Source organism: Leptolinea tardivitalis (assembly GCF_001050275.1).
Lineage (GTDB): Bacteria > Chloroflexota > Anaerolineae > Anaerolineales > Anaerolineaceae > Leptolinea > Leptolinea tardivitalis.
The window spans coordinates 153,690-179,370 of the sequence record NZ_BBYA01000001.1 but is presented as its reverse complement, the minus strand read 5'-3'; the positions used below and the strand labels follow the sequence as shown (position 1 = coordinate 179,370).

The window sequence follows — 25,681 nt, the reverse complement described above, 5'->3', positions numbered from 1 at the left end:
CGAGGTGGATATCATGGCAAATCGTTTGAATTGGATACAGGAAGAGCTGGATACCCTTCAGCAAGCCGGTCTTTACAACCGCATCCGCACTATTGGCAGTCCGCAGGGTGCCTGGCTGGTGGTAGACGGCAAGAAATCACTCAACTTTTGCTCCAATAATTACCTTGGATTTGCCAATCACCCCCGCCTCTTGAAGGCGGCACAGGAAGCCATCAACCGGTACGGAATTGGTCCGGCCGCTGTGCGATCCATCGCCGGAACAATGGAAGTGCACCTTGAATTGGAAAGGCGAATGGCGGCGTTTAAAAAAGTAGATGCCGCCATCACGTTTCAATCCGGGTTTTGCGCCAATCTGGCCGTCATCCCTGCCCTCGTGGGAAAAGAGGATGTGATCTTTTCAGACGAACTTAACCACGCCAGCATCATTGATGGGGCGCGGCTATCCGGTGCAAAGATCATCCGGTTTGCCCATGCAGACCCGGCATCATTGGAACAGGTCATCAAAGAAGCAGCCGGCACCTACCGCCGTGCCTTGATTGTGACAGACGGGGTGTTCAGCATGGATGGTGACGTGGCTCCGTTGGATAAAATCTATGCCATCGCTGAGAACTACGACATCTTGCTCATGGTGGATGATGCCCACGGCGAAGGAGTTCTGGGTACCGGCGGCCGCGGCATTGTAGACCATTTCCACCTGCATGGCAAAGTGGATATTGAAGTGGGAACCATGTCAAAAGCGTTCGGTGTGATGGGCGGCGTGGTGGCTGGTAAACCGGTGATTGTGGACTGGCTGCGTCAGCGCGGGCGGCCTTTCCTGTTTTCATCGGCTGTCACCCCGCCGGATGCGGCCGCCTGCATTGCTGCATTGGACGTATTAGAGGAATCTACAGAGCTGGTAGACCGCCTGTGGGACAATGCCCGATATTTCAAAGCAGAGATGAAGAACCTCGGCTTCGATACCGGTGTGAGCACAACCCCCATCACCCCCATTATGCTGGGAGAAGCACTGCTGGCGCAGCAGTTCAGCCGGTCTTTATTCGAGAACGGTGTATTTGCCATGGCATTAGGCTTCCCCACAGTCCCCAAAGGTAAAGCCCGCATCAGGGTGATGATTTCGGCTGCCCATTCCCGCGACGATCTGGATAAAGGATTGGAAATTTTCAGGAAAGTTGGCCGGGAGCTCGGCGTAATCCAGTAATCCAGCCACAGATTTTCAGGCAATGAAAGATAATCCAAAAGGTCATTCCATGAGGGTGTCCTTTAAGGTAAACTTACCTATTTCCACAGGTAAGGATGTCTCTCATGCGAACAAACCAGAACCAATATGTCATTTCCATCATGTCGCGCGATCGAGTTGGCATTGTGCACGAAGTTTCTCAATCCATCTGCGATCTGGACGGCAATATCGCTGATATCCGCCAGAGTGTTCTCTGCGGTTATTTCACCATGATCCTGCTGGCCTCCTTTCCATCTTCCGTCAGTCACCGCGACATTGAACGCAAACTGGCTGAGGTGGATGCCCGCAGCGAGACGGCCATTGATGTCGCCGTGAAAAAAGTTGACGTAGACGGCCGTCCCTCTGGCAAGACCATACCAGATAATGCCTATGTGCTCACGGCCACCGGACCTGACCGGGTCGGTTTTGTTGCCACAGTTTCATCCTTCTGCGCCAACAACAACATCAATATCCTTGACCTGTCAACAACGAGCGCCAACGGCGAATATGTGATGATCCTGATCACCGACCTGAGCAAATGTCCCTCTATGGAAGCTATCCGCCGTGATTTGCAGGATTTTGCCCGTGAAAAAGGGCTCAGGATTGTCTTACAGCATTATGACATTTTCCGTGCGGTTAATGAGATCAACTTACCCATCCACTAAAGCGGCAGAGACAGGAAACCACCTATGATTCAATCCGATGAAATTCTCAATACCGTTGATATGATCCAGAAGGAAAATCTGGATGTACGTGCCGTCACGATGGGGATCAGCCTGCTGGATTGCCACCGCGAAGACGCTGCCGCCACCTGCCAGGCGATCAAGAAAAAAATTGAACACCATGCAGCCAATCTGGTATCCACCTGCGAAGCCATCAGCAGTGAATATGCCATCCCGGTGGTCAACAAACGGATTGCCGTAACGCCTATTTCTCATGTTGGTGCCGGATTTAAAGCTGACGATTTTGTGGATATGGCCATCGCGCTGGATGAAGCTGCCGCCAACGTGGGAGTGGACATTCTGGGCGGATTTTCCGCGGACGTCTCCAACGGGTTCACCCGCTGGGACCGTGAAATGATCGATGCCATCCCCGAAGCCCTCTGCCGCACCAGGAAAGTCTGTTCATCCGTGAATGTTGGCACCACCCGCAGCGGTATTAACATGGACGCCATTGTCCTTCTCGGTCAAACCGTTAAAGACCTGGCCGAAAAGACCGCCGATCAAGGCGGGTTTGGCGCCGCCAAATTCGTCGTTTTCACAAACCAGCCGGGGGATAATCCTTTTATGGCCGGTGCTGTGCATGGACTGGGACAGCACGAGGTGATGATCAATGTGGGTGTCAGCGGTCCGGGGGTAATCGCCCGTGCATTGGAACGTAAAATCACCCAATCGGGCCGAGAAAACCTGGGGTTGCATGACCTGGCGGAAGAAATCAAACGAACTGCCTTTCGGGTAACTCGCAGCGGTGAATTGATCGGCCGTCAGGTGGCAAAAACACTCAGTATTCCCTTTGGTGTGGTGGACCTGTCACTCGCACCCACCCCGAATATCGGCGACAGTGTTGGGGAAATCATGCAGATTCTGGGTGTTGATGCCGTGGGTGCACCCGGTTCAACAGCCATTATTGCCATGTTGAATGACGCCGTCAAGAAAGGCGGCACTTTTGCCAGCCAGAGTGTCGGCGGGTTGAGCGGTGCTTTCATCCCGGTCTGTGAAGACCGAACCCTGGCATATGCTGTCCGCGACGGCAGCCTGGTGTTGGAAAAACTGGAAGCCATGACCTGTGTCTGCTCGGTTGGTTTGGATATGATCGCCATTCCCGGATCGGTGGATGCCGCCACCATTTCTGCCATTATGGCAGATGAGATGGCCATCGGCATGATCAACAACAAAACCACCGCCGTGCGCATTATCCCGGTGCCGGGCAAAGAAGCCGGAGAAATGGTTTCCTTCGGCGGGCTCTTCGGAGAAAGCGCCATTGCCCCTGTTCGGAATGTCGGTAAATCCAAACGGTTTGTGGAATTCGGCGGAAAGATACCGGCACCCATTCACAGTCTGCGAAATTAATAAAAAAAGGCGGATCGAAAATTCCGATCCGCCTTTAGTTCTACCATCTCTATTTATTCTTCATCCACATCCTGGAACTCGGCATCCACCACATCCATTTTTGATTCTGCAGAAGAAGCAGGTGGTACAGGGTCAGCTGTTTCTCCCGGCAGGTTAACATGATGAAGTTTCTTCAAATGCTCTTCCACTACTTCATCAGGACATAGTTCTACAAATAAATTGGATGCCAGCCAAATGACCAACGCATCATCCACCGGACCGATAGCCAGATCTGGAAATACCAGATAAACCAGGGAGGCTACCGGGATGGCTTTCAAGAAGATATTCACCCGGCGGTCACCCAATAGTTTTAAGATCAATTTGATTCGCAGACCAATTTCCGGGAGAAACCCGCCAGTATAGGGCGTAATACTTCGGTTAGGCTTATTGTCCATGTTCCATCTCCTCTATCATTATAACAATCTACGAGTTTCAAACTATTTTGTTGTATTTTCGAACATGGACGTTCGTCTTCGGGTGATTAGGGGAGCCAGTATCCGCCGCAGATAGTATTTCATTTGTATGATAGAGAACCATGAACCACCCTCGCGCCGATGCACACGCAGCATCTCCGGCCAGCAGCGGTCATCCGCCGCCACAGTTTTACCTTGCTGATGCAGACGGAAATTCGCCCAGTTGTATTGCGGACAATACACCAACGGAGCCAGGGATGACAACCGCACCCACAGGTCATAATCCATCGCAAAGAAAAATGATGTGTCCAATGGACCGATTTTTTTCCAGAGGTCAGCCCGAAAGAAGGTGGTTTGCTGGGGAATATGGACATACCCTTGCAGCATCCGTTTCCGGTCTGTTTGCGCCGCCGGGAAAGAACCGATTACCCTGTCTTGAGCATCAATATAACTGGCCTGACTGTATACAAGGCCAACGTCGGGGTGATCCTGTAAAAATTTAACAGCTTCTGAAACTGCACCGGGATTATAAGTATCATCGGAATTAAGCCACGCCAGAATCTGACCGTTGGCGCGGGCAAATCCCTTATTAATGGCATCAGTCTGCCCTTTATCTGGTTCGCTCACCCATTCTTTGATTCGAGTGGAGTACTTCTTGATGATATCCAGGCTTCCATCTGTTGAGCCGCCGTCAATGATAATGTATTCCAGGTTCGGATAGTCTTGCTCCACCACAGAACGAATGGTTCGTTCGAGGAACTCCGCTTGATTGAAGGACGGGGTGACAACGGTCACCAGGGGAAGATGGGTATTTTCAGGCATGCTCATTTCGGGTGACGCAAATCAAATAGAAGATATCCATCTCCCTCACTCAAAACAGGATACTTTGATGTCAGTTCATTCTTGAGATCCGGTTGGGCATCGAACTCTGAGAACATAGTGATCAGGAAATAATCCATTCCGCTGGTCTTGTCTTTGAAATAACTCTCAAAATCCGTCGGTGCGCTGCCAGCCAGGTTGAAGAGACGCAGATCACCGCTGTCTGGCCAGTAACCGGCGATTCCCCGCCAGCCGTAATACATGAGACGGTTTCCGTATTCACTGGTCAGGGCGATCAACTTGCCGTCTGCCGGGATGGCTTCGCCGATTTTTTTCCAGGCAAGTGGTTCGCCCGCATAGTTTTGCGCCACCATCACAGAACGGCTGACATAGAGACAATATCCACTGGCACAAATCAATACACCCACTGCCACAGTCTGCCAGAACCAGTGCTGCACCTCAAGGCGGGAAAACAGGGCATCTGCCACTGGTGTCAGTGATAAACCAATCAACGGGATCACCATCAGGTGGTAATACTCATGTGTGACCATCTGGTAGGGGAAGAATAATCCGTAGATAAAATATCCAATCCATCCGCCTGTCAGCACAACCTTGAATTCCCGTTTGGCGAGGGCAATTCCCAGCAAAGAGAGCAGAATGTTTGTGAGGGCGAACTGGTTGTGAAGCATCACCAACCAATCCGCATAGAAGTTTGATTCGAGCACGAGATGAGAAAGCGCCACCGTCCAGAAAGAGAAGAAGCTGGAAGAGCGTTGCCCCAGATTGATAATATAAAAAATGACGGATGGAACAGCTGCCAGTCCCACGGCGGCATACAATTGCGGTTTCCTCAACCACAGTCGGCCGTCTTTACGAAACAGGATTACTCCCGCCCAGATCAACACCAGGGGGAACACGGTAATCATTTTGACCAGAACCGCCATCCCGGCCAGCAAGCCGGCAGTTACCGCATCTATCCACCGGTGGGTGTCCATCCAGCGCATGAGACTGGCAATCGAAAGCAGAAGCCACATCACCATCCAGGGGTCTGGCTGAAATGAGCGGCTGGCCAGAATCGAAAATGGCAGGTAAAGATAGAATGCCAGGCCTGCAAGGCTGGCAAAGAAACCGGCATAGCGTCGGGCAATCCAGAAAAGAGTCAAACCACCGATGCACCAGAAGATTGCATTGAGTATGCGTGAAACCCACCAGATCTCCTGCCCGGCCATGAGATAAACACCGGCTACCAGAGCTTCAAGAATGGGCGGTTCATATACTTCCAGAGAGTTGCCCATATTAACGGCTTTGTCTCGCAGTACCGGATCAGCTGATGGATTCCATTCATAATAAAACGACCTGGCAAGAATGGCCGAGCGTAATTGACGGGTGGGGTGAAAATCCAATGGCGGATCGGTAAGATCAAATATGCGGATGCCGAAACCGCATAAAATGACCAGAGCCAGCAAGGCACCCTGAAAAAAACGCCGCTTGTAAAAAGGCTGAGGATTGTTCACGGAGTCTCCGTTGGTGCTGACCTGGCAGGCAGTGGATGTTTCAGGTCATAAATCAAGTAATCATCCGTATGTTCCAAAACCGGGAAAGTTGAGTCCATCATCTGTTTGAATTCCGCCTGGCTGTCATATTCGGCAAAGGATGTGACCAAGAAATAATCTTTACCTTCCACCTGTTCCTGAAAAAGTTTTGCCCGGTCAAATTGCTGGCCAGCTAATTCGCGAACCATGAAATCTCCGGAATTCATCCAATTCTGGGGTGTAAGCCAGCCCCAGTATTCCAATCGGTATCCGTAATCCTGGGTTATGGCCAGCACATGTGAATCGTGGCCAAGTTTATCTCCCAATTCCTGCCAGAGTTTCGGCTCTCCACGGTAGTCATTGCGTTTAAGCGTCACACGCACATCCCAGGCTTTAATACCCACCCAGAAGACCAGCAATCCGAGTATGGCAAAAGAATACAACCAGCGCGGACCATCCAGTTTTGAGATCACGGCGGCAATCATGGCACCGGCTCCCAGAGCGACAACGGGAATAAGCGGTTCCTGATAATAATCATGTGTCATCGCGTGATACGGAAGGGTAAAACTAAAAGCCACATACCCGGCAAACAAACCAAACATCATCCACCGGCCGGATGGTTTTTGCATTAAGAATACCCCGGCCAGAGATGCCAGGAACCATTCAAAACCGACTACACTGCTGATTTCGCCATTCCAACGCAAATACCAGACTGGATCGATCCATAGATTTGGGAAGAAACGCAGACTGAACTGCCCGGCCATCTCACCGCTGATTTTCAATCCATAATAGGTAAACCCAGCAAACGGAAGCGCCGCCAGAATTACGGCCACATAGAATGGGATACTTTTCAGTATGCGTTTGATTCCCCAGGTCGAAAGCAGCAATCCGGCCCAGGCGCCGGCCACAAAGAAGGCAGCCACCGATTTGACCAGCACAGCCAGTCCGGCCAACAGACCGGCAACAAGCGCCCACTTCCAACCCGGTTCAGAAGACCATCGCCAGGCTGCCCAGACCGCCCATAGAATACAGGAAACCATCAGAGGATCTGGCTGGAACGCACGGCTTGCCTCCGCTCCATAAGGAAGAATCAGGTAGAAAGCCAGGGCAAAAACTGCCCCGTTGTGGCTAATCAAACCACGTGCCAGTCTATACAACGGCAATGCACCGAGCATCCAGAAGAGGATGGAAAGAACCCGAGGAATCCGCAGATCGTCGCGGCCAACCATCTGATACCCTAGCGCAGTCAGACTTTCCATGATCGGTGGTTCGATCAAACCCTCTGCTTTCCATTGTTGGAGGGAAGCTGTCTTCTGCCAGTCAGGGATATCGGTCCTCGTCTGGTAATACATACCGCGGGCCATAAGGGCAGAGTGCATTTGACGGGTGGAATGAAAATCAAGGGGAAGGTCATCCAGATCGTAGAAACGAATCACCAGCGCCAGAATTACAAGAAGCAGAACAGTAATCCGGCGCAGCCAGACGGATCGATCAAACAATCGGGTGGGTGTTTCAATATTAGTCAGCATTATGTTATTTTTCAATCGTACCATCATCTTCAGAATCGTCTGTTGTATCAAAAAGGGTATTCTTGCGACGTTCCAGATACTGTAGTTTTAGTTTTTCAACGTTGAAGAACAGACTAACAGCCGCATACCCAATGCGGCGCCATTCAGAAAGTGCGATTGGTGGAAACTGTATAAAACTCCGGATATATGCCCGCAGGGCTTTCCAGGGTTCCCCACCGTCCAGAAGATAACGTCCGTTCATCCGGTTGGCCCCCGCCCAGATACGGCGGCGGTTCTTTTTATACAGATCGGCCAGCCCGGGTTGGTACGGCATCCACGCTGCCAGTTGATAGGCTTCCTGACCAAATCCCCGTGCCAGAGCTACATTCTTGGCTTTGGCATGGATACGCGCCGATGCCCAGGTCTGCGGAACATACACCATCTCTCCATATTGGGCAATGCGAAGCCACAGGTGATGATCCAGCAGGAATCGGTAAGACAGGTCCAATAAACCGGCTTTCAATTGGTCTGACCGGCGCATGAATACGCCTGGCTGCCCGATAATGTTGAAACACATCAGGTCTTTCAGAGTCCAATCACCGTATGTCATCAAATTAAAAGGATGCCCTTCGGCATCTATGGACAGTACATCCCCAAAAGCCATACAGGCGCGCGGATGATCTTCCAGTGTTTTCACAGCAGAAAGGATGGCACCCGGCTGATACAGGTCATCAGAATTTATCCAGGCAATATAATCACCCGTCGCACGGGTAAATCCCTTGTTGATCGCTTCCGCCTGCCCTAAATCCGTTTCTGAAACCCACCAATCAATTCGGGAGGCATATTTCCCAATGATAGCCTGACTTCCATCTGTTGAACCGCCGTCTACAACAAAGTATTCCAGGTTTTCATACCCCTGATCCAGAACAGAACAAATCGTCTGCTCCAGATAGGCAGCCTGGTTATAAGATGGCGTAACAATGGTTACCCGTGGAAGCGCATCCATATCAGGATTTGAAGAGACTGGCAAACTCAACTTTTGGGTAAACAGTCAGCTTGCCGCCTACGGTGGCATCCAGAATTTCACGGCCGGCTTCCCGGTAGGCTTCCCGAGCCCGGATATACCCCTGTTCTGAAGTATCCAGATCGGGCAGTTGCCATCGGAATCCCTTGCCAAAATAGTTACCAGAGAAATGATTGGGATCGTCCCCCTGACTGACAACCGTGGTGTTCGGTTTGCCTTTGGTGGCAAAATTGTGGTCAACACCGATCAAAATTACCTGCTGAAAGCCGAGGTGGAAAGCGATTTGCATTGACACATACGTGACAGTAGCCCCTTCCCATAACCGCCCGCGGATATCCGTAGCGAATTTAGGGCCGGTATATGTGGTGAACAGATAGTACAGCTCTTTCCGGGGCTGCACCCATTGGCGGCCGCGCCAGGAAATAAACGTGGGAATATCCAGTTCCTGCAAATCGGCGGCGCACTGCTCCACCACAAGATCATTGATCGAAACGAAATAGGTTGTTTTGAATCCCAGTTCAGGAAACATGAGATAAAAGCGATTCATTCCGATCGTATTTTCATTCTTCAATGGCGACAGGTCCATCTGCTTGAGACTGGGACCATTGCCAATGATGAAACAACGTTCTCCTTTGCGGCTATCCTTCAGTGCAACCAATCTCTCAATGCTGTCACGACGGCGAGGATCCAGCGTAGCAGAAGGCCATTGCGCCCAGCGTTGAATGGCATCCCTGGAATCACGAAGACCATGAAGTACAGGCTGTGGAAGAGCCTGTTTGGCCGATTCTCGTAGACCGCTCATTCGGTGCTTAACCGGGCGGTGGCGCCGCCGTCAACGACCAGAGCCTGGCCGGTGACAAAGGATGATTGCGTGTTATCTGCCATAAAGTAAATAGCATGGGCAATTTCGATGGGTTGGCCAATTCGTCCATTGACGGTTTTACGTGCCAGATTTTCCAGGCGTTCCTGCAGGGTTCCACCGGCGGCATGTCCCCGGTTCATTCCATCCCGCAGCATGGGGGTATCCACTGCGCCAGGAAGAATGGCGTTCACCCTCACGTTATCTTTAGCAAACTCAATCGCCATGGCGCGAGTCAAGGCAAGGAGACCGCCTTTGCTGGCTGCATAAGCTGATACGCCAACAGACGTTGCCACCGCATGGACACTGGAAACGTTAACAATGGCTCCCCCTCCTGCTGCACGTAACAGGGGAATGGCCAGTTTTGTTCCCAGGAAGACAGAGCGCAGATTGGATGCCATAACCAGATCCCAATCTTCGACGGTATGTTCCAATAGTGGTTTATTCACCTGATAGGCGGCATTATTGACAACGGCATCCAATGAGGGTTTGAATTCTTTGGCTTTACCATAAATTACATCCATGGCTTTCGGATCAGAGATATCCGCTTTTACAAATAAACCATTAGCCGGGAATCCTTCACCGAAATCAGAACGGTCAACACCGATGACGATCCAGCCGGAATCGGTAAATAATTTAACCGATGCACGCCCGATCCCGCCAGCCGCTCCTGTTATCAATACGGTTCGAGATTTTTCTGACATAAGATTATCCCTTTAAAGGTTCAGATGAGTTGGTTTTCAACGATTCTGCCATAATGGAATCAAGATCATCGTGTTTGATCCCGAGATCTGTCAGCAGATTATGGATGGTGTTACGGTGTACGCGTTCCCAGGCGGCCGGACTGGCATTGGAATTGTGCGCGGAAAGCAGTACATTATCAAAAGTCAGCAAAGGCGAATCAGCCGGTAAAGGTTCGATTTCAAACACATCAAATCCGGCTCCACCCAGCAGGCCAGACCGTAATCCTTCCACGAGAGCAGCTTCTTCCACCAGTGGACCGCGTGCTGTGTTGATCAATACGGCACCCGGTTTAATCCATTCCAACGTTTGATGATTAATAATATGGAAACTGGTGGGATTAAGGTCGCAATTCAGGGAAATGAAATCCGCCCGACCCAGTAGATCTTCCAACGTGGTCATTTCGACCCCATTTTCTACAATAAAATCAAGGGCAATTGGGATGATATCGTTACCTAAAATCTTCATGCCAAAGGCACGCGCCCGTCGGATAACGGCCTTACCAATGTTTCCCACACCCACAACACCCAATGTGCATTCACTCAAAGACCGGCCCAGGTATTTCGTCCACAGACCTTTTTTGACGTCGCGGTTCATCCAGGGTATCCCGCGGGCAAAACTGAGCATTAAACCCATCACCGTATCAGAAACCGGCAGGGTAAAGGCATTGGTTGTATTCCTTACGGTAACGCCAACCTTTTCGCTATAGGCTTTATCAATTGAATCAATACCAGTCCCCCATTTTGAAATGACCTTCAGCCGCGGCAGGCAGGCGTCAATAGCCTTCGGGGTAAAGCGGTCGTCACCGCAGATCACGCCGTCAAACTTCCCGGCATATCGTAAGATTTCTTCTTCTGAGAGCCGTTCATTAACATCTGCCACAATGGTTTCACAACCATATTTATGCAGAATACCGGTGAACCGGTTTATGGACGGCATCATGTACGGAGCAGAGATTAATATTGTAGGCATAGTTTTCTTTCGTGGAAATTATACCTTCACAGGCAGCCGGATAGACCGGTTGCAATTTCCATCTATTTGAGGTTGTAGTTTACCGGGCATGCATCATCAGATCTGCGATGCGGAAATCCAGCTCGTTGTCAATATCCCAGGCTTCAGCGCCATCCAGAACAAACATATACGGACGATCGCCTATACGGGTGCGCCGCTTTTCAATTGTCTCGCGGGTGAAAATATAGATACAGGAGTTCTCTTCATAAACGGGGGGCAAATCCTGCGTTTGCAGCAGAATATTCGGGTTATGGTTGATCGGCCGGGTAAGGGCATCATACAACCGACGCTGGACTTTTGTTACTGAAAACAGGCTATCGTATGCCGGGTAATTTGCCTGCATAAATTTTACAGCCGAACGAATGGATTCAACTTTTAACATAGGATTGGTGCTGTGGGTCTGCAGGTAGAGGTCAGCCGGATAGCGGGAAGAATCGTACAACAGCACTTCATTCATCGAGATATCATCAGCCCGCAGATGTTCGGGTCGTTCCAATACATCCACAGAAGGGAACTGGCTGGCAACACCTTCCTTTATATCCGGACTGTCTGTGTCTATAACAATCTTAGAAATTTCCGGACACTGTAACAGGGATTCCACAATATGATGGTACAGCGGTTTTCCGGCCAGCAAGCGATAGTTCTTCCCGGGCACTCGTTGGGAATGGTGACGCATGGGAACCAGGGCAACAACGTGATCAAGGCTCATTCAGACCTCCCTTGTTTGTTCGAACCAGATAATTCATGATACAGAATGGGGTCAACATTTCTGGTTTTTGCCTCCACGGGAATGGACGTTCCTTTGGGATAGTAGAATGTTTGCTTCAATTTCCATGATAACTGCGTGGACGACTGCCGATAACCGAGATAGGTACCCCGGAATTGCGCCCAGCGGAACCGGATGATTTCATACGTACGGTGTATTATCCCATTTTTATTCCTGGCCGCCTTCATCAATGTTCCGGTTCCTGAGCCTGTCGAAGGAGAGCCTGTCGAAGGACCGCTTCCTGAGCTCGTCGAAGGAGAGCCTGTCGAAGAACCGCTTCCTGAGCTCGTCGAAGAAAAGCCTGCCAAGGATCCGGTTCCTGAGCCTGTCGAAGGAGAGCTCGTCGAAGGAGAAGAAATTACATATGAAGGCAGGGTAAACCGTCTTACCTGGCGTAAATCATTAGCCGCATTTGCCAGAAACAACCGGAATAAATCAAATAAACTAAATTTCTCCTGGGGATAAATGCGCTTAAACGCCATCCCCTCGCGCCTGTACCGGTTGAAGATACCCGCCCAGGTTTCATTGTGCACATGAATGATTTCAGCTTCGCTCACATAGGCCACCTGGTAACCTTGTTTCTGAGCCCAATTCGCCCAGGCTAAATCTTCCAATGCCGGAATAGTCTCATCATAGGGGTGTTGTTCCCATAATTCACGGCGTATGGCCGCATTGGCATTGTTGCAAAAAGGATGATCCTGTCGTTTCACAGAATGGTCCGGAAACCATTGTTGAAAGATCATGTGCTCTGAAAACTTGGTCGTCTCCATGCCGCGTTGTTTGCCATAGGTCAATGCCACCTGCGGGTTTTCCAGAGGTTGAATCAATTTTTCCAGCCAATCAGGATATACAGGGTAGACATGTGCACTGGCAAAGACCACCCTGTCGGCTGTGCATTGGCGAATTCCCTGATTAAGTGAATAACCAAAAGTAAAATCCTCCGGTTTGATGTGTACCACGTCCACCGGATATCGCGAAGCAATGGCCACCGTATCGTCTGTAGAACCAGAATCAACCAGAACCACCTGTACATCTTTGATGGTTTGCTGAAAGATTCCTGTGAGCAAACGACCAATGTGTTTTTCCTCGTTATACGCGCGAATGACGATCGAACAGGTCGGTTTCATTCCGGGAGCAGAAAATCTCCGTTTTCTAAAATTCCGTGCAAAATGGTATCCATCGTCGGTGAATTCTTCCGTCGTAAATCTTCAACCGTAAATGGTTTGAGATTTACATACCCCTTCCAGAAAGGATCATCTTGAAGAAAAGCATTAAACGGCAGGGATGATTTGAAAATCTGGTAATACAGGAAGCGACGGGCATTGCGCTGATGTTCTGCTGGAGCTTTAACGCTTTCTGAAGTTAGAAAATCCTCGGCCATTTTCAGATATTCTTCTGCTGACGACGGGAAAAAGACAGAAGGGACCTGCGTGAAACGGGCTTTACCAGCACACAGAACAGGCATACCCATGATGCTGGCTTCCAGTCCAATGGTTGAATTATAAAAGAGGATGAACTTGGAACGCCGGATCAGATCATATGAGCTGAAAGGTTCGCTTGAATCCACAAACTGCACATTGGGTAGATTTCGGCATCCGCTGGCAGACACCCAACCGGCCACTGTCTCACGGCTTTCCTTTCCCGGCCGCTTTTCATCCGGGTGAGCCCTGATGACAAATAGTGTCTCTGGATGTTTCTTGATGATCAAAAGAAGCTCATCCAACCAGGCAAACATATCCGCAAACAGAGTGTTGGCGTGTCCCTGACTGGTATCAAAGATCACATTGGTAAATACTGGAACGATTTGTTTGAAACCGGCGGCTTTTTTAAGAAAACCTTCGTCCAATCCTTTCATCTCCGGCCAGAACCGGATGCCGGCCATACTGAAGTCACCCTGGAACCGTTTTGACAGGTAGGCATCCAACCGGGCATTCTGTTCATCTGAAAGCTCAAAATCCCGAGGGATGTCAATTGGGTATGCGGTAGCTTCACCTGTGGTGAAATAACCGGTAAATGGCATCAAACCGACTTCGTGTGAAATCACCCTGATACCCCGCTGGCGGGCAGCCCAGGCTGCTGATGCCTCCGGATAAAACTGTCCGTTGAACAACACCACCGCCGATGGCTTAAGATCCTCCAGAGTCCGGGAAACCTGGTCAATCACTTGATAAGCGGAGAGTATATATTCACGGAACAACCAGGTTGTTTCCGCATCATCGGTCAACGTGTTCCGGCGCAACACCCACCGGAGTGAAGGCAATACCAGTTCTCCTAAAGGTATTCCGTTGAACGAAAAAATCATCAAATCGGCCAGAGGCAGGTTTTTAATTTTCTGATGAAGATCGACATTTTCTTCTGGCTGCAGATAGACAACCCGTGCATCCGTCGTATTCACAACAGATTGGTGAAAACACGTCTTACAGGGCGGCTTTTGATAGGGCTTGTCGCGGTTGGTTCCTAAAACGCAACGTGAAAGACCGCTTTTGCATACAAAATGGACAACCGGAATGCCTTCCAGTTGCAGACCCCAACCGGTTAATAATTGGAATGCCGCATTTTGACTCATGCCGCCCAGTCGGGTTGAGGCATTAAATAACAGTACCGGTCCATTTCCGGAACTGCTATGGGAAGCTCCAGATATCTGGCATGCCAAATTCTTTACCCTGGCATCATTCTGCTTCCGGGTAATGATCCGTTTGACACGTTCAACATTGCGATTCCAGGATAAATCCACGGTCATCGTTATGGCTTCGACGGCGGAGGATTTCCGCTCGAACAGGTATGAGGAATTTCTTTAAACGCATACGGAGCTTCGTCATCAGAGAAATAACTGACGTCTTTCAACAGAGGGAATGAATCACCGAAATATTCGTTAAATACAGTCCGAAAGGTATTAACCGGGGTGATGGTGTTGTAAATTTTGCTGGATCCGCCATCTGGTAAATAATAGGCGTTAAGAATCTGCATGCGGTGGTCGGCATCCCAACCATGATCACCCTGGATGATGATTACCGGAGGTACTTTGGAATTGTCAATAATAGATTTGACAATCGGAATGATCCGCGAGTTGACATAAGATATGGCATCCAGATACCCCGGATTCACCGCGCCATTGGAAATGTACCGGCCGTCAGGGCTGAAAACAAATGGAGCGTGGGGCGCCACAATGTGGGCATACACGAACTTTTTGCCCGGCAGATTGGGCACCTGCCCCAGTTGATCCAGTGCAAACACCACCTGGTCGTGATGTTTCTCTTCTGGAGTTCGGATATTCTTCACAATGTTCTGTGTGAATTTCGATTTCAATTCATCCACCGTTCGGAATGCCGTAGTTCTCAAATACATCATCTCAAATTCTGAGACATCCCGCCCCTGTTTGACTTTCTCGAGGGGATTGTTATTGGCGATGATATACACATCGGCATCGGTCACTTCGTTCCAGAAGTAGCCGGTTTCAAATGCCACCATCTTATAGCCAAATTCTGCCAGATGACTGCGCACCGGGCTGTGCTGGATGTAATCCAGATAAACCGGCATATCCAGACTTTGATCTCCCTGTTTATAGAGAGTGCTAAAGTCCTGGATATAGTCCATATGCAATGCGGAAGAAATGGAGAGTGCCGTACGGGCGTAATTACTCTGTGCACAGTCAGGAATGACAAAACCCAATTGCTTTAACTGGGCATAAAAACTCGAATTGTCGTAGTTGTAAAGTTGTTTCAGAATATCATCCCGGCTGTATCCATCCAAAATGATGTAATACACATCTGGCAGTGTTTCTGGATCAAGGTTTTTTCCCGCCGCAGAGGTGATAGAAGCGGCTTTTACGGTGTTCCCACCTCTGGCCACATTGGCCGCCCTGATTTCAAATTCACCGATATTGAAAAGAGGCAACACCAACAGGATGATGGAAACGGTATTCAACAACCGGTTGAACGTATCTGCTTTGCGTGCTTTTCTAAAAATCAGCCACACGCCCACAACCAATAGTGCCAACCAGAGAAACCCGAGAAAACGGTGACGGCCGATATCCAGTCCGCCAATCATCTTCCCTTCAATCAGCTGGTAGACATGTCCGTAAGAGTAAAACAGAATAAACAAAAACGAGGAAAAAATGGCCGCAATGGACTTGTTTTTTATAATGAGCAGAGACAACCCGAAGACAATAACAGCCAAAACAAAGCTGATTAAAAACGACCGAATGGCTGCTTCAGGACGAATCTGACTGATATTAGCAGCGAGCAATGCCACTATTGGATAGATTCCGAATAGCAGGGGATGAAAATACCACGGTTGACTAAAAGTCCGCCGTGGTTCAGATATTTTCGATGATGTCATTTTGGACTTCTCGGTTATTTCGAATCTTCGTCGGTTTCTTCTTCCTCATCCGATTCTTCGGGAGAAGACTTCACGAAGATTTTCTTAATATTTTTCCAATATGCTTTTATGGCAAAACCGCCTCCAAGTAAGGCAGCCAGTAGAACCTGAAGAATGAAACTTCCAGAACCCGGATCAAGATACAGGGCGGGTTTACCTAAAACACTGCTTAATAGATGCATTCCGTGGATCATAACTCACTCACATTCCTTTGCCGGTGTTATTCTTGAACCCGGCGAAGTTTTTTCAAAGATGGAAGTTCACTATCGTAAACTTTCTTGACGCCATCGCCGAGTGATTGCTCAGCAACGCGGATATATTTTACCAGTCTTTCAAATCCACTGGGTTCAACAGAGGCAGCCTGGTCGCCGCCCCACATGGCCCGGTCCAGGGTGATATGACGTTCCACCATGCAGGCGCCCATACCGGCAGCCAGTACCGATGGGATCAGTCCGACCTCATGCCCTGAATACCCAATCGGGCAGGGAAACTCTTTACGCAGAGTATCAATCATGCGTAAATTCAATTCTTCCGGTTCACAGGGATATGTGCTGGTGGCGTGTGTAATGATTAATTTCTCCAACCCGATCACACCAACCGCTTTTCGAATCTGTTCCATGGTTGACATACCCGTCGAGAGAATGGCGGGGCGGCCAGTGGAACGAATTTTCTTCAACAAATTTGAATCCGTTAGCGAAGCAGAAGGGATTTTATAGCATATTGGGTCAAAGGCTTCCAGGAAATCAACGGAGTTTTCATCCCAAACAGAGGCAAACCAATCCATTCCCACTTGCTTGCAATATCGGTCAATTTCGCGGTATTCCTTTTCACCGAATTCCACTTTGTAGCGGTAATCCAGATAAGTGATGTAACCCCAGGGTGTTTCCCGCATTTGATTTTTTTGATTATCCGGCACACATAACTCCGGTGTGCGTTTCTGGAATTTAACAGCATCAACACCGGCATGTTTGGCCGCGTCGATCATCTTTTTAGCATTTTCAATATCGCCGTTGTGATTGATGCCAATTTCTGCCACCACATAGGTGGGATGTCCATCGCCAATAAGTTTGTTACCAATTTTTAGCTCTCTTGCCATTTTCAGCCTCTGAGTTTTCTTGTCTGTAAAATGAGGTCACAGATTTCTCGAACTGCACCATGACCACCGGTTTGTGATAATACCAGATCTGCCGCCCGTTTGACCTCTGGCTGGGCGTCTCCCACTGCCACAGCATACCCGACCAGTCGGAAACAGTCCAGATCATTGGTATCGTTGCCTACATAGATCACATTTTCAGCCGGAATTTGTCTATCTTTCAGCAAATTGCGCAGGGTAGTAACTTTATCATTAATTCCATGTAATGCGGCAATTCCCATCTTTTTCGCCCGTGCAGCCACCACTTTGTTGACTTCCATCGAGAGGATCATCATCTCCAGCCCGGCTTCGGATAACAGTCGAACTCCCAGGCTGTCACTACGGTTGGCGGCTACCCGTTCAAATCCGTTCTCATCCACCCAGACGCGGTTATCGGTAATAACGCCGTCGAAATCAAAGACCATCAAATCTATCTTTTCAGGCATCTGCCTGCGCGGTTTTTTGGCCGGGTCAACAAACTGCAATCCTCCATGCCAGACCAGCCATTCGGAGCGAGCCCAATCCTTGGGAGTATCAATATCGATGGTGTACTGGGGATCAATTACCATACCCAGAATCCGATCGCCGGTCATGGAATTTTTGACCAAAATTGATTCCGGCCGGATGGCATCAATGTGACCCGTCTGCCAGTATACGGGTGGTAGGATCTGCCGGGGAGCATTGAAAGGTTCCGGAATACCCGGAACATGCAGCAATGGGGAAATCTGGCCGCTTTTCTCATCGCGCCGCCACATTTTGTATGGGTTTTGCCCGGCAGGCACAACCCCGCGGACACAATCAGCTTCCGGGTTTTGCAAAAGCATGGTCACAGCTCGATCTACACAATCCACCGGTCTGACCGGAGATGTCGGCCGCAGTTGAACCACAACATCCGGTTTATATCCTTCTTTTTCTTCCAGCCACTTCAAAGCATGTTGATAAACCGGCAAATCCAGAGCTCCGTCAGAGGCCAGCTCGGCCGGCCGCAGGAAGGGCGTCTCCGCACCCCACTGCCGGGCAACAGAGGCGATTTCTTCGTCATCTGTTGACAGGATGGTGCGGGTTACAGTTTCAGCATGCAATCCCGCCGCAATGCTGTAGGCGATCAACGGATATCCGGCAAATTCCTTGATATTCTTCCGGGGGATCCCCTTGGAACCGCCACGTGCGGGAATGATCGCCAGTACTTCCGGCTGCTTTACCATGCTGTCCAACCCCCATCTACCACCAGATTGGAACCGGTCATATACGATGAAGCGTCGGAAGCCAGGAACAACACGGCACCGTTCATTTCATCTATGTGAGCCATCCGCCCCAGTACTGTGCGGGCAGAATAATTCTTGACAAACAATTCATCATGATTGTTATAAATACCACCGGGGGTTAAGGCATTGGCCCGAATATTCCGGCCGGCATAGTATGTCGCCAGATAACGTGTCAGACCAAGAACCCCTGATTTTGTCACAGAGTAATACACCGGTTTGAACTGCTGCGGCTGGTCCGGTTTGATATAAATCCGCTGATCAGGTCCGACCAACCCGTAGGTTGAGCAGATGTTGATGATCGAGCCATGATCCTGTTTCAACATAGGGATGACGGCTGCCTGGGCGCACAGGAATAGACCGGTCAAATTTACATCCAGGGCCTGTCTGAAAGATTCCACCGGGTAATCTTCAAATGAATTGCGATTCTCTCCGGCATGTTCGGGATCGAATTTCGGATCCATGGCGGCACTGCAAACCAACGCGTCCAGCCGTCCATATTCTTTAATGGTGGTAACCACAAGAGCATTCACAGATTTCTTATCCACCACATTAACGCCCACGCCGATCGCTTTATAGCCATCTTTCCGGATGGATGCAGCCACAGCTTCTGCCGCTTCGGCATTCAAGTCTGCCACTACAACCCCGGCACCAGCCTCTGCCAGTGTTCGGCTAAATTGTTTCCCCAACAGGCCGGCGCCACCGGTAACCACTGCCGCCTGTCCATCCATACGAAACTTATCAAGAATATTTGTCATAGTTTTTCCTGACTTTCTATTTTTCCACCGCGAATATCATCCCGTCATCCGATTCAAAAACAACCGGGATGTCTTTTGTCAAATCTTTTAACCAGAGACCTTCCACCGGGTCATCCAAAACCTGCCGGGCTTCAAAAACAACCAGGATGGCTTTTCCATCCAGTACAGACTTGCGAATACCCTGCAGAGAGCTTTCATAATCAGGGCGTTTTTGTCGGGTCAACGGGTCAATGGGTGCCAGCAGAGCGTAGGCAGCCCGATCTGCCAGCAAATTGACAGCCGGAACCCTGTTCGTCCAGATGGTGCGAACAGGCATGCGTTTAAGGGCATCGATGGTTTCTGAATTCCGGTAATAGGCACTGGCGTATCCCTGGCCATCGGCATGAAGGTCAATCACCGCCCGGCGTCCATCGTATCCCCAGGATAGGAGAACTGCAACAGCCAGAATCAGTGATAGCCAGGTGCCTGCTTCGTTGCGTTCCCATAAAAGGTTCAGTAGATAAACGAACAACAAGATCAGACAGATAAATGCAGGTACCAGAATGCGGTTTTCCAATGCTGTGCTGGCATCCAGAAACGTGAGGGATAAAAGGAGCACAACAAAGTAGAAAAATGCCTGTATGGTAATGATGAACGCCATCTGTCTGCCTGTTTCCATCTGAAGACTGGCAGATCTTTCAATAGCCCGCCACAGGCGGTATACAAGAAAAACAAGAAGAAAGACTATCAGAACCGCGAATCCGCCCCACAGTCCGGGAGCCCTGGAGTAAAGGTTCAATCGTTCGGGAAAGAGAAAGGTCGTAAAAGTCTGAACGCCTTCCTGAAGTTTATCCGCCGTCAGCGGGTGGTAAAGCAGACTGCGATTGGCCGCATTCCCTGACACCAAAAGATTTCGAATAAACCAGATAATCCCGCCCAATAGAGCAAAAGACAAGAACCAGCCCATCTTGGTCAGGCGATCCTTCCAGGTCTTTGGGGAAACAAAGAAAGCCATCACACCTGTTGCGATCAAAGACAGACCGATATACCGGGTCATATATGTCAGGCTGACCAAAATTCCCGCACCGGCCGCGTAATACCAACCTTTTCGCTCGATGGCATAGGTCAGCAATAATAAAGAAGCCAGCATCAGGGTGATGAACTCTGGTTCACTAAGGGCAAATGTATGTGCCCTTAAGACCGACTCGGATGCAACCATCAGGAGGACAGCAAAAACAGCCCAGGCCTTTGACCGGGTCAACCGAAGCGCTATCCAGGTTGCCAGTAAACAATTTAATATGAAGCATGTCAGACTGATTACCCAGCCGGCTTTAATCAGGTCAATCCCGGTCTTTGCGACAGCCGCCAGAGTGTAAGAATACAGCGGTACATTGACCGTCAATGGTTTGATTTCACCGCCGCCAGAAGTTCGGCTGTACCCGTTTCCGGCAAGGATATTTTCCGCCCCGCCAATATACACTACTGAATCATTAATCAATCCGGGGCCAAAGGGTGTGGCGTACACCAGTGCGGCCAGTCCAGCCGCCAGAATAATCAACAGTGATCCCCAGAAAAGAAAAGGGTGCCATTTGACCGGAATTTTCCCGGAAATCTTCTTAATTTGTGACAATTGTTTCCTCATGAGTTCGCATTAAAGACGAACGTAATTATAATGGACATTGTTCTCAGACCATTTCAAAAGAGGGACTTAAAAATCATGAAGATTGAAAAGATCACTTATGCTGGTTGGAAAAACTGTATCCAGATTGATAATTCAATCATCCAGATCGTTGTCACAACAGACGTGGGTCCGCGGGTTGTATCTTGCGGTTTCAAGGGTAAAGAGAACCTCTTCTACAATAATCCAGATGAAATTGGAACCATTGGCGGCAAAGAATATGTTGGGTACGGTGGTCATCGTCTTTGGGCTGCCCCGGAATTAGCCAAACGCACCTATTATCCAGACAATTTTCCGGTAAAAGTCAAAGAGCTTGCCGACGGTGTCAAAGTGACATCAGACGTTGAAACCAACACTGGATTGCAAAAATCCATGGAAATTCACATGGATGAAAAGGAACCCAAAGTCGTTGTCCGCAATAGCATCAAGAATTGCGGGCTGTGGCCCATTAAATTAGCACCCTGGGCATTATCCGTTATGGCAGCCGGCGGTGTGGCAGTTCTGCCCGTCTCTCCGCGCAATTTCACTCCTGGCCTGCTTCTGCCGTCCCATTGCATCGCCATCTGGCCGTATACCCGCATGACCGATCCCCGTTTTACCTGGGGTGACGATTATATTCTCCTTCGCCAGCAGGCAGATACCATTCCAACCAAGGTTGCCGTGATGAATGAAACCGGTTGGGCTGCCTGTGTCTTCAAGCATGCCGCTTTCTTCAAGTTTTTCCAACGCATTCCTGGGGCCGAATATGTTGACTTTGGTACCAATCTCCAGAGCTGGACAAACAAGGAATGCCTTGAATTGGAAACTCTTGGCCAGTACAAAACTCTGGAACTGGATGAAACCATCGTTCATGAAGAAACCTGGTATTTTGCAGAAAACATACCGGTACCTCATAATGATGAGGATGTGAAGAAAAATATCCTTCCGGTTGTCCAGAAAGTTTTGAAATAGAAAAAGTAATATCAAGATGTCAGACCTCATTGATAATGAGGTCTTTTTTTTACTGTGTGATGAAGGTGGGTGGAACCATCAGCCACGAAAGCCCCACCATGTCCGCCTGCGTCTACCGGTGTTTATACTTGAATTACGCCTGCGGTAGAAGCATCCGGAGACAGTACCTATGTTTTCGGTTATGTCTCCTGCCGGATGCTTCTACCCTGCATTAATGGGATTGATGTTATTTTGAATAATCAACCGGGTAATCATAAATGGCGCCGTCATCCCCAAAGGCATCCACCCGCAGACCGTTGACAAACGTCTCCGCCCGTTCTTTTGCCCGGTCACCATAAATCGATTCAAATTGGTTTTCCAATGAATTAAACACCACCAACAGGCTGTCGCCCTTCTTGAACTCTGCCTCAGCAGGATCATTCCCCTCTGGTCCATCACCATATCTCGAAAATGGATAAACCGGTTTGTCGGCATAAATCTCACCCACCGGTTTGGCCACCCGTCCTGTCAGGTACAGCAACGCCATGGTCTCATTCGTGACCAGATTCTGGCTCTCCGGAATTGCCTTTACTGCTGCAATGATCTTTGATTGTTGCCAGGCGATAGAGTTATACCCCAGCCCGGTTTCGGCATTTTGCCGGACAATCCGAACCGTCCGCCAACCATACCAACCCACAAAAACCAGCATTGCCAGGGCAAAGACAATCTGCCAGGTCTTGTTCTCAGGTTCTCCCCATAAAGAAATCAATAATACAGCGGCGATCCAGATCACCGCTATGTGCACCGGTGACAGCATCCGATTGTCGATCGTAATGGGTGGATATGTAGTCAGATAAACCAGCAGTAATACAGCTGAATAAATCCCGGCAAATATCCACAACATATTCACCAGGCGGCCTGTCAACTTATTTTGCCCTTTCACATTAACCCAGATCGATCCTGCAGCCAGAATGAAAAGAAAGAAGACCACAGGTACCGCCTGAATCCACATCGGATATGATAAACCTTCCTGAAAAGATGCCGGCAGCAGCCAGACCAGCATGGCAGAAACAAATTGCGGCCAGAAAAGCATAAACCGTCCCCCCATTTCCGCTATCGTCAACATGGAACGCGCGCTGACAGAGGCCGTCTGCCCTATCTGCACCAGCACCCAGATACCCAGCGGGATGATACCCACCAATCCCGTTCGAAAAGCGGTAAGCAATCGCTTGTAAAAGGGCCAGGCAGGCCAGAACAGGCAAATCACCGCCCCGGCTGCCAGAAAAGCCGCCGCCGAATAACGAGCTGCCGCTGCCAATCCCAGAAGTAGTCCTGCCCATTCAGGCCAGCTCCATCGGTTCGGGTATGGTTCATCCAGATGACCCAGAATGAGGATCAGCCCGGCAAATCCGAGCAACATAGTGACCGGTTCCGCCATAGCCCATGAATAGACGGGTAATAAAATGGGAGAGCAGGCTGCCAGCCAGGCGGGTAAAATGGCAATCCAATTCCCACCGAATGCTTTTAAAGACGAAAATCCAATCAGAAAAATTAACCCGCCAAACAGAAGAATATTGAACCAACGGGAGACAACCGTCAAATCCAACTGTACCGCCGAAAACGGAGAAAGAATCAGCGGGAACAATGGTGCCGAATATGGCAATAGCCGGAAAGATCCATCCGGTTGAACCAGTCCCAAACCTATTCCTTTGGCCAGGTTCTGGGCGGAGGTCAGATAGATGGTGGCATCACCGCCGACTCCCGGTCCCAACCGGGTGCTCCAGGCAGCCAATGTCATTCCGACGATGGCTGCCAGTAACGTTAATTTAATGCCCGGATTGCTTTTCACTTCTCCACCTGCATCGAAAAGACGGCCATCCCCCCGGGTTGAGCCTCTTCGGAAAATCCGAACCGTTCAATCTCAGCTTTCGTTTTTTCCCAATCCGGGTAATAAGCAGGATCTACCAGCACCCATCGGACCTTCAATTCCCGCAACAGGTCAACACTCTCTTGATCCGGGAAATTTAACAGAATGGGTTTGATTCGTTTGTATTGTGCCGGAGGGAAGGCATTGAAAAATCCGCCGATATACGGTTTCCCATGCACCAGGGTGTAATAGGTATGTTCCTGGTCTTCGGCAATGGAAAAAGGCATTTGTGCCACAGCGCCATCACCCGATTGACTGGCCAGCCAGACATCCACCGGCCGGGCCTGCACAGTTGTAAATTCCGTATAGGGACCTGGATAAAAATCGAATAACACCAATCCAATCAGTCCGGCGGCCATGATCGGTTTCCAACGCAAAGTCATGTGTTTCAACAATTCAGACGCACCCAGTCCGGCACCGGTACAAATAAAAAGCAAAACAAAGATACCAAAACGCATGAGTGCACGCAATTTGGCATAGAAAGGAAAATACTTGAACAGGAGCAAACCGGGGAGTGGAATCGGCAGAGTCGGCTTGGGATAGAAACTTTGCAAAAATGCCGGTGTCGCTATTTCCACCGGGGTACCATTCCAATGGACGTCGGTTCCCATGGCAAGGAGTAAGGCCAGGGCTCCACCAGCCGCCATCAGGATCAATATTGGCTCCTGTTTTAGTTTTTTCCTTCTGGTCCAGCCATAGATGGCCAGCAGGGTGGTAAATAAACCGATATACAGAGTACCTTCGACCCACATATCGCGGTTAAAATGTTGACCAATCCAGGAACCCCAGAGGAAATGATCTGTAGAAGGCAACAAAAAATCGGTCAGGCCGGCAGAATATGGACGCACAATACCCAGGTCACGGTCAGGCAATTCACCTTTACCTGCCAGGCTGACATACGGTGCAACGGCAGCGGCTATCAATGGCAGAGCCACCAATCCGGTAATTACCCAGCGAATCCAGAAAGACTTTTGTTTTAAAGCCGGCCGATTGATGAACAAGATATAAATCGCAAAAATAAAAACCGCGATCAGAATGGTCATATATAAATAATACTGACTGGTCAGGGCGATTAAACCCAATCCGAGGCCGGCTCTTAAAATGGCACTCCGAACAGTACCATCGGTTTCTTTTGCATTATCTGTCAGTGGAGATACTTCATTATTTTCCGAGTGGCTGACCAGCAAATCAAAAAATCCCCAGAAGAACAACGGAAACCACTGCAAGCCAGACAGGTTTAAATGACCAATGAGAAAATGTGCAAAATGGAACGGTAGAAAGGCATACGCCGTGCCAGACACAAGTGCAGCACCATTGGAATGGGTCAACCGGCGTATCCACAGAGACATAATTAATCCGCTCAAAATGAATGACAACATATGTGCGGCATTGTAGGCAAACGTCGGGCTGGCAAACAGGCTGAAAGGGACTGCCAGCAGCAGCTGTGCCGGGGTGATTTCGGTATATGCCAGACTCCAGCCTTCAGGATAGTTCAGGAACCAGACATTGAACGGATTGACATGCAGGTCAAACAGGGCCTTCTTGAACCAGCCGATCATCCAGACAAAATAGATATTATCCCCCACCTGCCCGGTCAACTGGCTCCCCATGTGAGTAACGAGAGGCCAGGTCATGAAAATG

The 25,681-nt window shown here is 49.6% G+C and carries 23 protein-coding genes; 4 read left to right on the top strand and 19 right to left on the bottom strand.

Translation table 11 applies throughout. The annotated features are described in order from the left end of the window. Nucleotides 1–13 precede the first annotated feature (13 nt). The 3 genes from LTAR_RS00850 (at nt 14) to LTAR_RS00840 (ending at nt 3,285) form a co-directional block, all read left to right on the top strand. The gene (locus LTAR_RS00850) at nt 14–1,198 is read left to right on the top strand and encodes a glycine C-acetyltransferase (RefSeq protein ID WP_062420240.1); all 1,185 of its coding nucleotides are present in this window, start codon (nt 14–16) and stop codon (nt 1,196–1,198) included. Between the two features lie 104 nt (nt 1,199–1,302). Continuing rightward, nucleotides 1,303–1,881 carry a glycine cleavage system transcriptional repressor gene (locus LTAR_RS00845; protein ID WP_062420239.1) on the top strand — a complete coding sequence of 193 codons (579 nt, stop codon included), beginning with the start codon at nt 1,303–1,305 and terminating at the stop codon, nt 1,879–1,881. Between the two features lie 24 nt (nt 1,882–1,905). Continuing rightward, entirely contained in the window at nt 1,906–3,285 is a 1,380-nt protein-coding gene (locus tag LTAR_RS00840; protein ID WP_062420238.1) for a PFL family protein, read from the top strand. Nucleotides 3,286–3,338: 53 nt separating this feature from the next. On the opposite strand, the gene LTAR_RS00835 is transcribed toward LTAR_RS00840, so the two are convergent. The 17 genes from LTAR_RS00835 to LTAR_RS00755 all read right to left on the bottom strand — a co-directional run bounded on the left by LTAR_RS00835 (nt 3,339) and on the right by LTAR_RS00755 (nt 21,135). Continuing rightward, nucleotides 3,339–3,719, bottom strand: a complete 381-nt coding sequence (locus LTAR_RS00835) for a hypothetical protein (protein WP_062420237.1) — start codon at nt 3,717–3,719, stop codon at nt 3,339–3,341. 42 nt (nt 3,720–3,761) lie between these two features. Then, entirely contained in the window at nt 3,762–4,559 is a 798-nt protein-coding gene (locus LTAR_RS00830) for a glycosyltransferase family 2 protein (RefSeq protein WP_062531941.1), read from the bottom strand. A gap of 2 nt (nt 4,560–4,561) precedes the next feature. After that, on the bottom strand, nt 4,562–6,070 hold the full coding sequence (locus tag LTAR_RS00825; RefSeq protein ID WP_062420235.1) for a glycosyltransferase family 39 protein: 1,509 nt from the start codon (nt 6,068–6,070) through the stop codon (nt 4,562–4,564). After that, nucleotides 6,067–7,617 carry a glycosyltransferase family 39 protein gene (locus LTAR_RS00820; protein ID WP_158423366.1) on the bottom strand — a complete coding sequence of 517 codons (1,551 nt, stop codon included), beginning with the start codon at nt 7,615–7,617 and terminating at the stop codon, nt 6,067–6,069. The genes LTAR_RS00825 and LTAR_RS00820 overlap by 4 nt, the downstream gene beginning before the upstream one ends. A 4-nt stretch (nt 7,618–7,621) precedes the next feature. Further along, nucleotides 7,622–8,626 carry a glycosyltransferase family 2 protein gene (locus LTAR_RS00815; protein WP_139044372.1) on the bottom strand — a complete coding sequence of 335 codons (1,005 nt, stop codon included), beginning with the start codon at nt 8,624–8,626 and terminating at the stop codon, nt 7,622–7,624. Further along, nucleotides 8,604–9,422: a 6-hydroxymethylpterin diphosphokinase MptE-like protein gene (locus LTAR_RS00810; protein ID WP_081419724.1), complete on the bottom strand. Its 819-nt coding sequence runs from the start codon at nt 9,420–9,422 to the stop codon at nt 8,604–8,606. Before LTAR_RS00810 ends, LTAR_RS00815 begins: the two co-directional genes overlap by 23 nt. Continuing rightward, the gene (locus LTAR_RS00805; protein WP_062420232.1) at nt 9,419–10,183 is read right to left on the bottom strand and encodes an SDR family NAD(P)-dependent oxidoreductase; all 765 of its coding nucleotides are present in this window, start codon (nt 10,181–10,183) and stop codon (nt 9,419–9,421) included. Before LTAR_RS00805 ends, LTAR_RS00810 begins: the two co-directional genes overlap by 4 nt. A 4-nt stretch (nt 10,184–10,187) precedes the next feature. Further along, nucleotides 10,188–11,192, bottom strand: coding sequence for a phosphoglycerate dehydrogenase (locus LTAR_RS00800; protein WP_062420231.1), 1,005 nt, complete (start codon nt 11,190–11,192; stop codon nt 10,188–10,190). A gap of 79 nt (nt 11,193–11,271) precedes the next feature. Next, nucleotides 11,272–11,940: an acylneuraminate cytidylyltransferase family protein gene (locus tag LTAR_RS00795; RefSeq protein WP_062420230.1), complete on the bottom strand. Its 669-nt coding sequence runs from the start codon at nt 11,938–11,940 to the stop codon at nt 11,272–11,274. Next, nucleotides 11,937–13,124 carry a glycosyltransferase family 2 protein gene (locus LTAR_RS17225; RefSeq protein WP_062420229.1) on the bottom strand — a complete coding sequence of 396 codons (1,188 nt, stop codon included), beginning with the start codon at nt 13,122–13,124 and terminating at the stop codon, nt 11,937–11,939. The genes LTAR_RS00795 and LTAR_RS17225 overlap by 4 nt, the downstream gene beginning before the upstream one ends. Next, the gene (locus tag LTAR_RS00785; RefSeq protein ID WP_062420228.1) at nt 13,121–14,737 is read right to left on the bottom strand and encodes a capsular polysaccharide export protein, LipB/KpsS family; all 1,617 of its coding nucleotides are present in this window, start codon (nt 14,735–14,737) and stop codon (nt 13,121–13,123) included. The genes LTAR_RS17225 and LTAR_RS00785 overlap by 4 nt, the downstream gene beginning before the upstream one ends. Before the next feature lie 2 nt (nt 14,738–14,739). Further along, nucleotides 14,740–16,335: an ABC transporter permease gene (locus LTAR_RS00780; RefSeq protein ID WP_062420227.1), complete on the bottom strand. Its 1,596-nt coding sequence runs from the start codon at nt 16,333–16,335 to the stop codon at nt 14,740–14,742. 14 nt (nt 16,336–16,349) lie between these two features. Further along, complete coding sequence (locus LTAR_RS00775; RefSeq protein WP_062420226.1) at nt 16,350–16,568, bottom strand: hypothetical protein; 219 nt, start codon at nt 16,566–16,568, stop codon at nt 16,350–16,352. Nucleotides 16,569–16,594: 26 nt separating this feature from the next. Further along, nucleotides 16,595–17,470 carry an N-acetylneuraminate synthase family protein gene (locus tag LTAR_RS00770; RefSeq protein WP_062420225.1) on the bottom strand — a complete coding sequence of 292 codons (876 nt, stop codon included), beginning with the start codon at nt 17,468–17,470 and terminating at the stop codon, nt 16,595–16,597. A gap of 2 nt (nt 17,471–17,472) precedes the next feature. Then, the gene (locus LTAR_RS17095; RefSeq protein WP_158423365.1) at nt 17,473–18,711 is read right to left on the bottom strand and encodes an acylneuraminate cytidylyltransferase; all 1,239 of its coding nucleotides are present in this window, start codon (nt 18,709–18,711) and stop codon (nt 17,473–17,475) included. Next, nucleotides 18,705–19,526 (bottom strand): SDR family oxidoreductase, encoded by an 822-nt coding sequence (locus LTAR_RS00760; RefSeq protein WP_062420224.1) that lies wholly within the window; start codon nt 19,524–19,526, stop codon nt 18,705–18,707. The genes LTAR_RS17095 and LTAR_RS00760 overlap by 7 nt, the downstream gene beginning before the upstream one ends. 16 nt (nt 19,527–19,542) lie before the next feature. Further along, on the bottom strand, nt 19,543–21,135 hold the full coding sequence (locus LTAR_RS00755) for a glycosyltransferase family protein (RefSeq protein WP_062420223.1): 1,593 nt from the start codon (nt 21,133–21,135) through the stop codon (nt 19,543–19,545). An 87-nt stretch (nt 21,136–21,222) separates the two neighbouring features. On the opposite strand from LTAR_RS00755, the gene LTAR_RS00750 reads away from it, so the two are divergent. After that, complete coding sequence (locus LTAR_RS00750; RefSeq protein WP_062420222.1) at nt 21,223–22,134, top strand: hypothetical protein; 912 nt, start codon at nt 21,223–21,225, stop codon at nt 22,132–22,134. A gap of 226 nt (nt 22,135–22,360) precedes the next feature. On the opposite strand, the gene LTAR_RS00745 is transcribed toward LTAR_RS00750, so the two are convergent. Both LTAR_RS00745 and LTAR_RS00740 read right to left on the bottom strand, forming a co-directional pair. Then, complete coding sequence (locus LTAR_RS00745; RefSeq protein WP_062420221.1) at nt 22,361–23,962, bottom strand: hypothetical protein; 1,602 nt, start codon at nt 23,960–23,962, stop codon at nt 22,361–22,363. Then, nucleotides 23,959–25,674, bottom strand: coding sequence for a DUF6311 domain-containing protein (locus tag LTAR_RS00740; protein ID WP_062531940.1), 1,716 nt, complete (start codon nt 25,672–25,674; stop codon nt 23,959–23,961). Before LTAR_RS00740 ends, LTAR_RS00745 begins: the two co-directional genes overlap by 4 nt. Nucleotides 25,675–25,681 lie beyond the last annotated feature (7 nt).